Genomic DNA, 14,314 nt, shown 5'->3' with positions numbered 1-14,314 from the left:
CTTTAGCCTGAAGTTGGGATCAGAAGGATTGCGTGGTGTAGTCCACCTCATCCTCGTAGAGGCCATCCTCGATGGACGCGGTATGCACCACATCAAGACGACCATCCCCGACCTTCGAGATATATTGTTTACCAAAGGCCTGATGAGTCTTGCCGTTAAAGACCTTTTCACCCTGCGGATGTTCGATGGATTCCGGCATGTCAGTCATAGCCTCGACCGCCTCGATCAGTTTGGCGCGATCTGCTGGGCCTTGGTAATCCGCCGCTTCCATGCCAGCTTTGATGATATGCATTGTTTCCCAGCATCCGAACATATGGGCGTAAGTGGCGACATTGGATGGGTCATCAATCGCGGCCCCACTATCATTCACGCCAACAGCGGCACGGTAGGCCGTGGCCGCCTCTGATTCGTTGGCTTGTTTGTAGCGCGGCATACCTTCCCAGAAATATGTACCTTCAAGGAACTCAAGCCCTGGGCTTTGAACATCAACCGCTTCCAAGCTGTCGATGAAGCCAAAAATCTCCGGTCGGCTTGGCCCAAAGAATTCACCCATTTCCTTGACGAATGTCAGCACGGCCGGGCCCACCATCACGTGATAAATCACCTCGGTTTCGCGCGGGATACTTGGGAAATAACGGGTGAATGTTGTCTCAGTGGGCGGGATCGCAATCTTCGCGACAACTTCGCCACCCTGCGCCTCAATCGCCTGAGAGAAGAAATCGCGATGATCGTGACCAAAGGCAAAGTCAGGATAAATCATCGTGACCTTTTTACCCAGATTATCAGCCACAAAAGGTGCCATAGAAATGACCTGGCTTTTCACATCGGTGATGCCGGGTTGCAGCGTATATCGGTTTAACATGCCGCTGGCGACGTGGTGACCTTCGGACACAACAAAATAAGGCAGTTTCAACTCGCCCGCACGGGGTGCCGAACCGATCACCACGTGGCTGAACAAGGTGCCAAAGGCAACGTCAACCTCATGTTGGTTGGCAAATTTCTCCAACACTTCGGCACCACGCCCGGGATCGGTCGCGTCGTCTTCTGTGATAATCTCAACCGGACGACCATTGATGCCGCCCATTTCGTTGATGCGCGCGGCGGCGGCATTCGTTGCCACATCATACCACCGGCCATAAGCGGCCCCGATGCCAGTCGCGTGCTTTTGGAATCCGATCTTAATCGGTGCCGAGCTTTGAGCTTGCGCAAAACCAAGAGATCCCGGCAACACGCCGCCGGTGGCCAGAGCACCTGCACCGGCCCCCAGGCCAAGCAGTGTACTACGGCGACTGATCTTTGAAATCTTTGTCATGGCGTTCATCTCCTCTGTTGTTTTTGGGGCGATGTTTCGCCTCTCATTTTCCAGTTAGTTTGTATGTATGCTAACGAGTTGTCTACATATTTTAAGCCCCGCGCGGACTGGCAAGCAGCCACAGCCCGAAAATCGTGTAGAAAATCATCAAGATAGACAGGCCCAATTGCAACACCAAGATGTCCCTGCGTGGCATGCACAGATCCTCAGCCGTTCGGTGGCTTAGAATGACCGCCAGGACATGAGACAGTACCACAACACCCGCCTGAGTGAGCCAAATGAGCTTCACGGTTCCTGGCACTGTCAAAAACCCAACCATAACGCGCCAATCGCCAAGCCCGAACAGGTTCCAGCCAAGCGCGAAAGGATCGGCCAGAGTCGCTATCACGACCTGAATCTGGACCAGAAACGTCGTAAAATAGTGGGCAAAGTGATAGCCAATCGCAATCGGCAGCAAGGTGATGGAAAAGCGAACGAAGGCTGTTCTGAAGGGAACAGCTTCGCGGACCAGTGCGGTTCCCAAAAACACGACCAATGCGAAAACACATGTCAGCAGCAACATGCCGCCATAGAGGCCGAGTGTCGTTGGCCAGATCAGTGCTGTGCGCCCCGGATACTCCAATGGGTTAACCCCGATCTGATCCAGCCACCAGAAAGTCTCGTAAAGGCCATCAAAGCTACCAGCCGCAAGGATCACCAGCACAAAGACCGCGTGGCTCAGATCAAACCTCGTTCTGTCAAAGACCTGCCATCCGGGCAAACCGAAAGTGCCGCCGCGGGCTGACCTGATCGTACCGATCAACGCAAACAAGACCGAAAAGCACTCAACTTGACGCAGCCAAGACCTGCGCCCAAACAGTGTCATACCTAAAAGGGTAAACGCCCAATACCCGATCGCAAACCGTGCAAGCCGACCCGGATCGTTCGGTGCCGTATCAGCAAGGATAAAACCCTGAAACGCCGCCATAAGAATGACCGCGGGCCAGATAGAAAGTTGTTCAGGAAGTGTCCAAGGTGCTTTGTGGTCCGGGGCCAAAAGGCGGTGCAGGCCAGGCCAAGGGTTGACCCATTTCCAGACATCGAAGATCAATGCCTGAACAACAAACAGCAGCATCCACCAAATGGTCCACAATACCAACGGCATCAGATTTGCTTGCGGATCGGTTGGCCCTCGCAGGCCAATCAGGATCAGCAACGCCAGACAAAGCGAGGCCGCGATCTGTGTCCAGTGATGCCATTTTTCCCCACTGTGCCAATGGATCAGCGCGACGGGTCGCAGAATGGTTTCAAGCTGCCCAGGCCTCAGACAAACGAGTAAAAGAATGGTCGCCACCACAGTCAACGTGCCGCCCGTCATGTAAGCCGTAGTGGGTAAGAGAAGCACAAAACCCTGCTCGGCAGCATGTGCAAAAGCTGGTCCCGTAGCCAAGAGGGCAACAATAAATGCAGCTAGAAAGAGCTTCACAATCGGCATCACTTCGTTAGCATACACACAACTTCTTGTAAGGAGGCAACTCGGATGAGCAAACGCTGGTTTGCTGTGGCAGGCATCGCGGCGGCGTTGGGTATCGCTTACATTTTCACGGGCACGCCGCAAATTGATGTGAAAGCCAGCGACGGGCGCGCCGTGCCGATGGGGGCGTCGGGATCGCGGTTCATGGTCACTCTTAACCTGCAAAATGACGGTGACCCTCGCATTCTTCAAAGCGTCACGTCGCCGTCTGGAGCCCACACGTCATTGATGAACCCTGGCCATGACAGGCCTCTTGTAGTCCCTGGCAGTGATACAGTGCAACTGGCAATGGATGGTGCTCATATCATGTTGCAAGTGCCGGACGACAGCTTTCCCGAAGGCACCTACCACGCGCTGGCGCTTTCATTTGACGATGGCAGCGAAGTCGTGGCGCGCATCCTGCATCCAGAGGCCACTGGTGGTGCGACGGCAATGGACCACAGCCCTGCCAATAGCATCGAAATCTCGCCTAGCCCGGCAATCACACTGGTTCAGGAGCCGGATGTCAGCGCTGATGGGTTTTTCGTTCAAATCAGCGTCAAAAACTTCGAGTTTGTGATCGTCGAGGACAGTGCACCGCATGTCGATGGCCAAGGCCACGCCCATATCTATCTGAATGGACTGAAGCTTGGCCGACTTTATGAAGACAGCTTTGAGGTCGGCTCGCTAACACCGGGCGACTATGTATTAACCGTAGCGCTGAACTCCAACGATCACCGCCCTTACATGTCCAACGGCGCACCCATCGCGGTTGTTTACAGATTCAGTCTTTAGCGCAGGTCGCTTGCGCAACTATCGCTCGCTCAGCGGTATGAAGAAAGCCCAAATATCAAGCCTAAGCGCTTGCTGTTAATCGACAAAAGCGCGCTCGACAACAAATGTATCTGGTTTGCTGTTCGATCCCTCGACCAGACCGAAGCCTTCAAGCAATGCCTTGGTGTCTTTGAGCATTTCCATTGAGCCGCAGATCATACCACGGTCGGTATCTGCCGATATCGGCGGAAGCCCCAGGTCTTCAAACAGCCTGCCGTTGGCCATCAGCTCCGTGATGCGGCCCATGACCGGATAGTCTTCGCGTGTGGTCGTGGCGTAAAGACACAGGCCATTTGCGAACTCTCCACACAACGGATCGTCTTTCACCGAGGCAACCAAGTGCTTGCTATAACTAAGTTCGGTCACTTCTCGGCAAGTATGGGTGACGATGACCTGATCAAACTTCTCATAGGTCTCAGGGTCGCGGATCAAACTGGCAAATGGGGCAAACCCCGTACCGGTAGAGAACATCCAAAGCCGTTTGCCCGGCAACAGCGCGTCATTCACCAAAGTGCCTGTTGGTTTTCGACGCATCAAAACGGTGTCGCCTTCCTTAATCTTTTGCAAATGCTCGGTGAGCGGGCCATCCGGAACTTTGATCGAGTAAAATTCCAACTCTTCATCCCAACTGGGCGACGCCACCGAGTATGCCCGGAACACAGGCTTTTCTGCATTTGGCAGGCCAATCATAACAAATTCACCGGACCGGAAGCGGAAGGATGCAGGCCGGGTCATACGGAACCGAAACAACCGATCGGTGTAGTGCTGGACTTCGGTTACGGTCTGGGCAAATACACCCGCCGGGATCGGAAATTCTGTCTCATAGGAATCGAGCGTCATCTGATCACCTCCCTTAGCCACCAAAGCGACAGCCAGATTCCCCGGCATTCAGATTTCTTTGCAGCCATCTTGAGTGGGCTGGATTATTCATTAGTATACTAATGAATTAGTGACAATAAACAGTTCTGTCAATCGCTTCGCGAACTTTGCCTTTGGCTTCAGAATTGTCTTGACGCATGCATGCTTATTATATTCGTATACTAATGAATAATGGGAGGGTCATATGGAAAAGCTAGTCATTAAAAACATCGGTATGATCCTGTCAGGAAAGATGGAAGAACCGATATTCGATGGCGATTGCCTGGTTGCCGTAGACGGTAAGATCGACGCGTGGGGTAATGAAAAGGACCTTGATACCGACGACGCGACCTGCATTGTAGACGCCCATGGTGTGACGCTTGCCCCCGGTTTGATCGACAGCCATGTGCACCCGGTTGTGGGTGACTACACGCCCCGCCAGCAGCAGCTCCACTGGATCGACTCCACCCTGAACGGCGGTGTGACCACCATGATCTCGGCCGGTGAGGTTCACATGCCGGGGCGCCCCAAAGATGTGATCGGCCTCAAAGCCATGTCGATCGCGGCTCAGCGCTGGTACGAAAATTTTCGACCCTCTGGCGTCAAAGTCCACGCCGGGGCCCCTGTCATTGAACATAGTATGGTCGAAGAGGATTTTGCCGAACTGGCCAACGCCGGAGTCAAATATCTGGGCGAAGTTGGTCTGGGTTCGGTCAAGGATGGTAAAACCGCGAACCAGATGGTCGAATGGGCCCGAAAACATGGGATTCAGTCCACGATCCACACGGGCGGTCCATCAATCCCCGGGTCGGGTCTGATCGACGCAGATATGGTGATTGAGACGGGCACCGACGTGATCGGGCACATCAACGGAGGCCATTCGGCTTTGCCCGATGATCAGATCATCTGCCTGTGTGAAACTTGCACCAAGCAAGCTTTTGAAATCGTGCACAATGGCAATGAACGCGCTGCTGTTCTTACGGTGAATACCGCACGCGAGTTGGGCAAGCTGGATCAAGTGATCCTGGGGACCGACGGACCAGCAGGGTCAGGTGTGCAACCGCTTGGTATCTTGAGGATGATCGCCATGCTGTCGGCCTTCGGAAACGTCCCCGCCGAGATTGCCTTTTGCTTTGGCAATGGTAACACCGCACGGCAGCGTGATCTGGATGTTGGTCTTATCGAAAAGGGGCGTTGCGCCGATTTCGTCCTGCTGGACCAAGCCCAGCACGCGCCGGGGAAAAACATGCTTGAGAGCGTGGCGCAAGGAAACTTGCCCGGCGTAGGTATGACGATCATTGATGGCGTAATCTGCTCGGAACGTTCTCGTAACACTCCACCAGCGCAACGCCTGCCGGAACGCATACTTTAGGTCCGAAGCTAGGGTGAGTTGGCTGGATTACGGGAACCAAGCGCCGGTCAAGTGATCTTTCTTAGCAATGTCAAAAGCGCTTTTTGCTCGGACTTCTTGAGGGGTGCCAGAGTTTCCTGCGAGATACTAAATCCATCTGCATAAAGCTGTTCCATCAACTCGGCACCCGCTTCGGTCAATGAAATGATCGAGCGGCGCTTGTCCCCGGGATCGGCGGTCGCTTGCAGTAGTCCCTTAGCCTTCAGCCGGTCGACCACCCCTTTGATCGTCGCAATGTCCATTGCTGCAAGGCGGCCCAGCTGGTTCTGCGACACCTCTTTCTTCTCGGCCACACGGATCAGTGTTGAAAACTGCGTAGGCGTCAAATCCTTGGAAATCCTGTTCTGAAAAATGATCGAATGACGCTGGCTGGCCAGCCTCAAAAGATATCCGACCTGGTCTTCAAGATGGTAGGGTTCGACGCTGTCTGACATAATTGCTCCTAACGAAGCCCGTCTTTGCCCTCTGCTTGATCGTGGGTCAAGCCGCCAACCCGAGGTAAAGGCCGCCCGCTGTCGGTCACAGCCACGGCTACCATGATCTCATTGGCACGCGGCGCATCGTTCAGCCGCACTTCAATTCCATCAAAATGGCTGCGCACATAGGCCGCATCCTTGTGCCCAAGTGGCACATCCAGCACCTGACCGGGCGATCCCATCTTTTTCGATGACGGCACCAAGGCAGCCCCTTTTTCTACCTCTTTGCGCAGGGGCGCACCCAGTTTGGGATGCAGGATTGCGGCGGCATGTTCCAACTCGCCGTTCTCGCCCACCATGGCCGATTTGCCATAGCTCTCTGCCTGTTCTGGAGTGATGCCAAGCGCTTCTACGCATCTGCGGCCCAACAATGTGCCGAGTTCTGCACCGATCTCCATCAACGCGCTCAGGTCTTCGGTATAGGCACCTGCAAACGGGTTTTCGATGACTGCGACGGCAACAGCCTTGCGCGTGGCAGGGTCGATCTTTCGCCCGATTTCGGAATGCGTTTCTTCGATGTTAACAGCGATTTTGCGAATCTTAGCACTCATCTCAGGCCGTCCTCTCCTTTGATATCTTTGGCAGCCAGACCTCCGGACCGATCATGGATTCGAGGGCCTGTACTCATCACCAGAATGACAGCCATTTCATTGGCTTTGGGCGCATCATTCAAGCCAACTTCCATACTGTCAAAGTGGCTGCGCACGTAAGAGGCATTGATGTGCGTGATTGGCACATCGAGCCGCCCGCCGACACCCGTAACCTTCTTGGTCGAAGGGACAATCGCGTTTGAGTCATCCAAAAGCTCGCGCATTGCATAACCGCCTGGGGCGTGCCACAGCGCTCCGTGCTCCAGCTCTCCCGCCTCGCCGATCATCGCGCCTTTGCCGTAACCTTCGATCTTATCCGCACCGCCAAGCATCTCGACCAGGCGTTGGGCCATTTGCAGCCCCAAAGGTTTGAGGTCTTCCATGAACCACTGAATGTCAGGTTCGTACCGCCCGGCAAAAGGGTTCTCGATGATGGCAATAGCCGCTGCGCGGTACAGCGGGATTTCGGGCACCGGGCCGCCTTCGTGGAATATTTCTTCGACGGAATAGGCTGTTTTTCGAACATTAAGCTTGGACATGCTGTTTCTCTTGTTGGAACGGTAGTATGTGCGCGCCGGTTGAAACGGCACGACCCTGCAGGAACAAGCCGGCAGACGCAATGTACGCTTGGGCCTGAAGGGCAGTTGCACGATTGAGACCACGGGCCAAAGCACGGTCGCAGTCTTTGGCCGACAGCGCACCACAACCGACCGTGACCGGCAGCTCCCCCAGATCACTGTTTTCGTCAACATCACAAGCAGCGCGACGTGTCACTGCCGGATGGCCCGGCAGATCCACCGCGTTGGCGATAAGGGTCGCGGCGACATCGGCCGCGGCCGCCGATTTGGCCAGCGCCGTCACACTGTCCGCAATGCCCAAAGACAAGCTGCGCCCGTGACGCCCCGAGGTCGCGATACCCCTGATGCCATCGCTGTGCTTTACATCAATCCGGCCCAGTTCTTCGCCATCACGCGCCATGATCGAGGTTTTAAAGGCGGCTCCCGGCGTCAGATGTAACGCGATGTCCCCGCCATTGTTGACATAGGCGCGTGCGACGTCTGCGTTTTGGGTCATAGCGGCAAGCACCTCATCCGCGATGCTTCCGGCAACGGCAGCCATCCGCGTGACATATCCAACATGAACCAGTGGCAAGCACGCATCATGCATCCGACGTGCGACCGTGCCCATCGGGCGCTTGGTAAGTGGTGATAACATCGCGCGGAGGTCCGACAGTTCCTCAACAACCTCAGCAATGATCGTTTCGAACCGCTTTGCTGCCGCCCGATACGCCCGATCCCGATCTCCTTCGGCCCAAACAATCAGGTCGCTTGGGCCATGCTGCAAATGCAGCCGTTGGCCATCGGGCAAAAGGCACGCGCGCAGCGTCATTCGGCATCTGCCTTCCAATTGAAGTTTCCAAGGTCCATCGGATCCCCAGCATTGGGGTTTTGACGTACGTGACGCGCCTGATCAGAATTGATGTCGCTGACACGTCGCATGTGGTCCACATGCCCGCCCAAGGCAGCGTAGTCTCTGACGCGCAAGGTAAACTCGATGGGTGCGACAAGCGCAGGGGTCGGGACATAGCCGAACGAGTTGGTTGGCATGTCCAACACATCGACCATCACGGTGATCCCGCCGCCGGGCCAAACATAGGCATCAGCCCCGCCACATGACACGTGTGTCAGCGCGTCCTTGACCGATTTGGTCAAGCGCACAGGGTTCTCGGTAACGCCTGCGCGCAGCGATCCCCCGGCCCCGCCCATGAACAGAACCGAACAAACCGAAGGCTCGCAGTTTTCTGCAATCAACGCCGCCGATGCCGCCAGTTTCTCGGGCACATCCCGTTGTTGCGGAACAAGATCAGCGTCGAGCTCGTAATAAGAAAACTGCTCACCTGTGGTGGACACCATAAACAACCGCAGCCCTTCCCAGGCTGTTTTGGGATTGAAGGGACCAAGGATTGCCAGCGGGTCTTCGATATCGGTGCCACCCCAACCTGTGCCGGGCTCTGCAACTTGAAAATATCGCCCAGGGGTCGAGCGGCGCCCTTTGATCTTGATCCCGGTTGCAGGGACATCAAGTTGCTTGCCTGTCTCGTGCTCACTGAGCACCCCGGTAATGTGGTCATCCACCACCACAACATCATCTACATGACCGATCCACTGCTTCGGGAACATGCCAATCGTGGCTGAACCGCAGCCGACGCGCATCAAGCTTTCTGTCACGCCGTTGATGATTGGGGCTTTACCCGCCTCGATCACAACCTCAGTGGCGTGATCTTCTTCGCCGATCACCATCGTCACCGGCTCACGGTTGCATAACCGCAACAGTGCGTCACAGGTCACGCGGCCTTCTTTCTTGCTTCCACCAGTCAGGTGCTCAACCCCGCCCAAGGACAGCATTTTCGAACCGTATTCCGAGGTCATCACATGACCGATAGGTTCTCCATCCACCCGCACCACTTCGCGCTCATGCCCGATATGCCGATCAGTGTCGATTTTCACCTTCACACCGCAGTAGCTGAAGATGCCCTCGGTCACGACCGTGACCATATCAACGCCTTCAACCTCTTGGCTGGCGATAAAGGGCGCAGGTTTATAGTCCGGATATGTCGTTCCTGCGCCTACGGCAGTCACAAACTGACGCTCACCTTTGAAGATATTGCCATCCCATTCCTCGGACGCGCCTTCGCCCATGAACGGGACAAGATCCTGCCCGCTTTGGATGATGGTCAGCGGATCAAGCCGAACCAGTTCGCCGTCGTGGTTTGCATAGCGGTCACAGGCTCCGGAGTTGCCATCGGCGATATAACACATCACCGGGCACGCATCGCAGCGGATCTTTTCTGGCTTTGCAACATCCGTCATCAGGAATTTCTCTTTTTGAGGGCCGCATGAACGACACTGGGGATAGCTGGCCCTTTGAACAACCGAACACCAGTCGCATGCTTGATGGCATTCAATAGCGCGGGCGCCGTCGGAATCAGCACATGTTCCCCCAGCCCTTTGGCTCCATACGGACCATGCGCGTCAGCTTCTTCGATGATAATCGTCTCAATGGGGGGAATGTCCCCGATAGTCGGGATCAGATAGTCATGCAGGTTCTCGGTTCGGCCGGGGATGTATTCTTCCATCAGGGCCATGCCGAGGCCTTGTGCGATGCCGCCATGCACCTGACCTTCGACCAGCATTGGATTGATGGCCTGACCAACATCATGCGCCGCCACGAATTTCACCGGCTTGACCGTGCCCAGCGCTCTATCCACCTCGACCACGGCCAGATGCGCAGCATAGCCAAACTGCGCGTAAGGATGCCCCTGCCCGTCCTTGTTCAAGGGTTTGGTCGGCGGATCATAGGTTTCTTCTGCGCGCAGAACATAGCCTTCTGCATCTGCGGCAAGGAGGGAAAGGTCAAGCACCTGAGTTCCCGCGGCATCAGTTGCCTGAATTTCTCCGGCCCTGAAGTCCAGCACCGCATCTTCGGCTATATTCAAGCGTTCTAGGATCATCGTCCGCAATGCCTGACCCGACAGTCGCGCCGCATTGCCCGACACAAAAGTCTGGCGCGAGGCCGAGGTTTTGCCTGAGTCAGGTGTCACATCCGTATCCGCGCCGACGCGCATGATCTGGCCTGCCTCAACCCCAAGCGCGGTGGCAAATATCTGTGTAATAACGGTATTGGCCCCTTGGCCGATATCCATCGCACCCTGATGCAACACAACTGTGCCATCTGCGCGAATACCGCATTTGATGGTCGAGGGGTTGGGCAAAGACGTGTTGCCACACCCATACCATCCGCTGGCGATACCAACACCGCATTTCACCGTATCATTTTTGCTGTTGAATGCATCGGCAACTGCGCGCTCTTCCACCCAGGCAGACCTTAGCGCTTCAAGGCAGGCCTTGATCCCAACGCCCTGTTCAAAAACCTGTCCGCAAACGGTCGGCACACCATTGTCCAATGCGTTCAAAATGCGAAATTCCAGCGCATCCATTCCTAGCTTTTCAGCCAGATCATCGAAAAGGCTCTCTTGCGCGATGGCTGCCTGAGGTACACCAAAACCACGAAACGCACCGGACGGCGGGTTGTTGGTGTGCACGCCCTTGGCCTGCGCGATATAGTCAGCCACGCGGTACGGTCCCGAAGCATGGACCGGCACACGATTGGCCACTGTTGGCCCCCAACTGGCATAAGCCCCTGTGTCAAAGCTGCCACGAAACTCAAAGCCACAGAGCTTTCCCGCCTTATCCGCGCCAACCCTAAGCGTGATGTCCGAGGGGTGTCGCTTGGTCGAGCTTTGCATGGATTCAGCGCGTGTATAGCAAAGCCGCACCGGCTTACCCGTCTTCAGCGCGGCAAGCGCCAAGTAAGGCTGCACACTCATATCCAGCTTGGCACCGAAGCCCCCGCCGGTCGCAGTGGGGATCACACGTATGTCCGATCGATCCAGTCCCAGAACTCGTTCAAGCCCCTCGAGATCCATAACCGGGGCCTGGGTGCAGGCGTGCACCTCAACTCGACCATTCACAACCTCGGCGAAACCGGCCTCGGGTTCGATATAGGCATGCTCAACAAACCCGCTTTCAAACCGACCTTCGACCGTTACATGCGCGCGCGCCAAGGCCGCATTCGGATCACCACAGGTTACAAACCCCGTGCACATCACATTGTTATCGCGCCCATCGTGGAGCTGCACCGCCTCTTCGTCCTGGGCTGTACCCATGTCCCCTAGCGCGGGTAATTCGGTCCAGGTGATCGGCAATAATTCCGGGTCGACCACGCGCAATGCGTCCCGCGTGCCGATCAGGGCCGCGACGGCCTCGCCCCTGAAACGCGTTTCCCGCTCGGCAAAAACGGGCTGGTCTTCAAAGCCTGGTATCACGCCGAAATTGTTCTCTCCGCTCACGTCTGAAGCTGTCAGAACGGCTTCCAGCCCGACCGCCTGCGCGAACCCCTCCAGGTTCCCAATATCAAAGGCCGCGCGGGCAAAGGGCGAACGGATAACCAAAACTTCGAGGCATCCCGCAGGCGCAATATCATCCCCGTATTTGACAGTTGCCGACACTTTTTCGATCCCGTCCAGATGCTGGACCGCATCACCCACCTGCCCCGCCGTCGCGGCGGCAACCGAAGGCGCACCCATGACAGCGTCAATGATTTTACGGTAGCCTGTGCAGCGACACAGCACACCCCCCAAGGCATCCTGCACTTGCGCTTCGGTGGGTTCGGGCAAGTCCCTTAGCAAGGCGACTGCGGATACCAACATACCGGGTGTGCAGATCCCACATTGCGCTGCTCCATGATCCAGAAAGCTCTGCTTTAGCTTGGCAGCGACCGGATCATGAGCATGCAGTCCCTGCACCGTCTCAATTTCGCGCCCTGCAACCTGATGCGCCGGGGTCAAACAGGCGCAAACAGGCGCACCATCAACCAGCACGGTACACGCCCCACAATCGCCCGCATCACAGCCAATCTTTACATCGCGTTGGCCCAAACCTTCGCGCAGAACGTCAGACAAACGTTGGCCTGGGTAAAGCAACGGGGCCTCATCGCGTCCATTTAGGCGAAATGGCGTCGGAGTACCTGAAAGCGCTTTGTTCATCACGACACCGCCCTATGAATGGCCCGCTCAATCTGGTGCCGCACGGCATCGAACCGATACGCGCTCGAACCTCTGACGTCATCAATCGGCGTCAGCGCCGCAACATCATCAGGTGAAATCCTGACATCCGAGGGTTTCTGGCCGATCAGTCTCGCCTCTAGCGCAGTAAGCCGCTGAGCGACGGCGGAGCAAGAGCCAACGGCGATGCGCGCCTCGGCAATCCTTCCGTGCACATCCAATAGGATGTTTGCCGCGGTCATAGCAATGGAGATGACCAAATAGCGGCGGCTGCCCAATTTCTCGAAACCAGATGTCATGCCAGCGGGCAGTTTCGGCACAATGATCGCAGTAACCAATTCATCTTCTTTCAGCGCCGTTTGCCGGACACCCCTTATGAATGCACCAAGGGGCAATACGCGCGGGCCCTGCGCTGCACTTGCGATCTCTACCTCAGCATTCAGTGCAAGCAGCGGTGGAACGCCATCTGCCGCTGGAGATGCGTTGCATATATTCCCAGCTACTGTGCCTGCGTTCTGAATTTGCAAGCTTCCCACCTCGCGGGCAGCCTGCTTCAGCGCATCGAAAGCCCGAGGGAGATCTGCCTTCACCACATCCGACCACGTGACCGCCGCACCAATTCTGATAACGCCTTCAGACTGCGCGATGTCCCCGAAACCCTTAATTCTGGTGATGTCCAAAAGATTCTCGGGATGCTGCCCTGCTTTCAACGCGGGGTAAAAATCTGTGCCCCCCGCTATAACGCGGACCCCAGCCTGCTGAAGAAGTCCCAGCGCATCTGGCAGCAAGCTTGGTTGAGAATAGGCCATGCACTAATCCACTTTCGTTAGCGTACTAATGATAGAAGTGGAAGTTTACCAAAGTCAACAAAACTGTCCCGTGAACATTCGCGGCTGGATATGGATCGCAGGGGGACCCGAACCAAGTCCCCAAGCGCCCGAGTTGACAGATGGGCGAATCGGGATAAGGTACAAGCATGAACATGTCTGAACATGAGGTAACAAGCACTGATCGGATCGGCGCGCCGAAATCCGTCAGGATCGCGCTTGAGCTTGAGCAAGAGATCCGGTCAGGCGGATTGGACACGGGTGCCCCGCTGGCCAGTGAGAACGCGCTGGTCAAGCGGTTCTCGGTCAGCAGAAATACAATACGGAAAAGCCTGGACATCCTCAGCCGCAAAGGCCTGATCACCACCCGGCGCGGCATCGGGTCGTTCGTTACCTTCGGGGGCAAAACAATCGATGATCGCAAGGGATGGAGCGTTGCGCTGTCCTCAGGCGAGACAGAGCTTGGCACGCGAATTTTACGACTCGCACGCGGAGAAATGGATCTTGCGGACGCGCCTGAAACTGTTGGCAACGATGTCCTGATGGTTGATCGTTTGCGGTTTCGGGTAAACACCGGTCAGGGTGTCTCGCTGGAACGCAGCCGAGTCCCCTGGCGTTCGGAATTTTCCGAAATCATCGACACAGGTCTGGAAAACGGGTCTTTGACCGAAACGCTTCGCATTCGCGGATTGGTCGTAAACGGCGGCAGCGAATGGGCACGCGTGTTACCCGCCCTGAGCGCTGAGGACGCTGCATTGATGGGTCGCGTGGCGGGGGAACCGATGTTGCGGTTGTGCCGGCTGACACGCTCGGCAGACGGGGACGCGCTGGAATTTGTCGAGAGCATTCTGGACCCGGACCTGTTTGGTCTGCACATGGAGTTTTGACGAA

Annotated in this window: 13 protein-coding genes; 3 read left to right on the top strand and 10 right to left on the bottom strand. The window is 56.2% G+C overall.

The annotated features are described in order from the left end of the window. Positions 1–19: 19 nt before the first annotated feature. On the bottom strand, positions 20–1,312 hold the full coding sequence (locus ACR0NN_RS12535; RefSeq protein ID WP_170723873.1) for an ABC transporter substrate-binding protein: 1,293 nt from the start codon (positions 1,310–1,312) through the stop codon (positions 20–22). A gap of 91 nt (positions 1,313–1,403) precedes the next feature. Further along, positions 1,404–2,696 carry a hypothetical protein gene (locus ACR0NN_RS12530; RefSeq protein ID WP_170723872.1) on the bottom strand — a complete coding sequence of 431 codons (1,293 nt, stop codon included), beginning with the start codon at positions 2,694–2,696 and terminating at the stop codon, positions 1,404–1,406. Positions 2,697–2,831: 135 nt separating this feature from the next. Here ACR0NN_RS12530 and ACR0NN_RS12525 point away from each other — a divergent pair, with 135 nt between their 5' ends. Further along, positions 2,832–3,599, top strand: coding sequence for a copper chaperone PCu(A)C (locus tag ACR0NN_RS12525; RefSeq protein ID WP_170723871.1), 768 nt, complete (start codon positions 2,832–2,834; stop codon positions 3,597–3,599). Between the two features lie 75 nt (positions 3,600–3,674). Here ACR0NN_RS12525 and ACR0NN_RS12520 read toward each other — a convergent pair whose 3' ends face one another. Then, a complete protein-coding gene (locus tag ACR0NN_RS12520; RefSeq protein WP_170723870.1) occupies positions 3,675–4,478 on the bottom strand; it encodes a ferredoxin--NADP reductase in 804 nt (267 codons plus the stop codon). Between the two features lie 223 nt (positions 4,479–4,701). Between ACR0NN_RS12520 and ACR0NN_RS12515 the strand changes: the two genes are divergently transcribed. Beyond that, positions 4,702–5,868, top strand: coding sequence for an amidohydrolase family protein (locus ACR0NN_RS12515; protein WP_170723869.1), 1,167 nt, complete (start codon positions 4,702–4,704; stop codon positions 5,866–5,868). A gap of 47 nt (positions 5,869–5,915) precedes the next feature. Here ACR0NN_RS12515 and ACR0NN_RS12510 read toward each other — a convergent pair whose 3' ends face one another. Genes ACR0NN_RS12510 through ACR0NN_RS12480 form a run of 7 tightly spaced genes read right to left on the bottom strand, consistent with a single transcriptional unit; the run spans position 5,916 to position 13,405 of the window. Next, entirely contained in the window at positions 5,916–6,341 is a 426-nt protein-coding gene (locus tag ACR0NN_RS12510) for a MarR family transcriptional regulator (protein WP_170723868.1), read from the bottom strand. Positions 6,342–6,349: 8 nt separating this feature from the next. Continuing rightward, on the bottom strand, positions 6,350–6,934 hold the full coding sequence (locus tag ACR0NN_RS12505; RefSeq protein ID WP_170723867.1) for an amino acid synthesis family protein: 585 nt from the start codon (positions 6,932–6,934) through the stop codon (positions 6,350–6,352). Beyond that, positions 6,931–7,512 (bottom strand): amino acid synthesis family protein, encoded by a 582-nt coding sequence (locus ACR0NN_RS12500; RefSeq protein WP_170723866.1) that lies wholly within the window; start codon positions 7,510–7,512, stop codon positions 6,931–6,933. Before ACR0NN_RS12500 ends, ACR0NN_RS12505 begins: the two co-directional genes overlap by 4 nt. After that, positions 7,499–8,362: a UPF0280 family protein gene (locus ACR0NN_RS12495; protein ID WP_170723865.1), complete on the bottom strand. Its 864-nt coding sequence runs from the start codon at positions 8,360–8,362 to the stop codon at positions 7,499–7,501. The genes ACR0NN_RS12500 and ACR0NN_RS12495 overlap by 14 nt, the downstream gene beginning before the upstream one ends. Next, complete coding sequence (locus ACR0NN_RS12490) at positions 8,359–9,843, bottom strand: 6-hydroxynicotinate reductase (protein WP_170723864.1); 1,485 nt, start codon at positions 9,841–9,843, stop codon at positions 8,359–8,361. Before ACR0NN_RS12490 ends, ACR0NN_RS12495 begins: the two co-directional genes overlap by 4 nt. Next, positions 9,843–12,578 carry a molybdopterin cofactor-binding domain-containing protein gene (locus ACR0NN_RS12485; protein ID WP_170723863.1) on the bottom strand — a complete coding sequence of 912 codons (2,736 nt, stop codon included), beginning with the start codon at positions 12,576–12,578 and terminating at the stop codon, positions 9,843–9,845. Before ACR0NN_RS12485 ends, ACR0NN_RS12490 begins: the two co-directional genes overlap by 1 nt. Next, the gene (locus ACR0NN_RS12480; protein ID WP_170723862.1) at positions 12,578–13,405 is read right to left on the bottom strand and encodes an FAD binding domain-containing protein; all 828 of its coding nucleotides are present in this window, start codon (positions 13,403–13,405) and stop codon (positions 12,578–12,580) included. Before ACR0NN_RS12480 ends, ACR0NN_RS12485 begins: the two co-directional genes overlap by 1 nt. A gap of 167 nt (positions 13,406–13,572) precedes the next feature. Here ACR0NN_RS12480 and ACR0NN_RS12475 point away from each other — a divergent pair, with 167 nt between their 5' ends. Beyond that, positions 13,573–14,310: a GntR family transcriptional regulator gene (locus tag ACR0NN_RS12475; RefSeq protein ID WP_480684792.1), complete on the top strand. Its 738-nt coding sequence runs from the start codon at positions 13,573–13,575 to the stop codon at positions 14,308–14,310. Positions 14,311–14,314 lie beyond the last annotated feature (4 nt).

The sequence above is a fragment of the Ruegeria sp. BA2 genome (assembly GCF_056539605.1).
This window is presented reverse-complemented; position numbering and strand designations above follow the sequence as displayed.

Bases quoted from the DNA above. Each gene is read 5' to 3' on its own strand.
- ACR0NN_RS12515 (WP_170723869.1), top strand. From the start codon at position 4,702: ATGGAAAAGCTAGTCATTAAAAACATCGGTATGATCCTGTCAGGAAAG.
- ACR0NN_RS12480 (WP_170723862.1), bottom strand. From the start codon at position 13,405: ATGGCCTATTCTCAACCAAGCTTGCTGCCAGATGCGCTGGGACTTCTT.
- ACR0NN_RS12525 (WP_170723871.1), top strand. From the start codon at position 2,832: ATGAGCAAACGCTGGTTTGCTGTGGCAGGCATCGCGGCGGCGTTGGGT.
- ACR0NN_RS12490 (WP_170723864.1), bottom strand. From the start codon at position 9,843: ATGACGGATGTTGCAAAGCCAGAAAAGATCCGCTGCGATGCGTGCCCG.
- ACR0NN_RS12510 (WP_170723868.1), bottom strand. From the start codon at position 6,341: ATGTCAGACAGCGTCGAACCCTACCATCTTGAAGACCAGGTCGGATAT.
- ACR0NN_RS12475 (WP_480684792.1), top strand. From the start codon at position 13,573: ATGAACATGTCTGAACATGAGGTAACAAGCACTGATCGGATCGGCGCG.
- ACR0NN_RS12505 (WP_170723867.1), bottom strand. From the start codon at position 6,934: ATGAGTGCTAAGATTCGCAAAATCGCTGTTAACATCGAAGAAACGCAT.
- ACR0NN_RS12485 (WP_170723863.1), bottom strand. From the start codon at position 12,578: ATGAACAAAGCGCTTTCAGGTACTCCGACGCCATTTCGCCTAAATGGA.
- ACR0NN_RS12535 (WP_170723873.1), bottom strand. From the start codon at position 1,312: ATGACAAAGATTTCAAAGATCAGTCGCCGTAGTACACTGCTTGGCCTG.
- ACR0NN_RS12500 (WP_170723866.1), bottom strand. From the start codon at position 7,512: ATGTCCAAGCTTAATGTTCGAAAAACAGCCTATTCCGTCGAAGAAATA.
- ACR0NN_RS12520 (WP_170723870.1), bottom strand. From the start codon at position 4,478: ATGACGCTCGATTCCTATGAGACAGAATTTCCGATCCCGGCGGGTGTA.
- ACR0NN_RS12495 (WP_170723865.1), bottom strand. From the start codon at position 8,362: ATGACGCTGCGCGCGTGCCTTTTGCCCGATGGCCAACGGCTGCATTTG.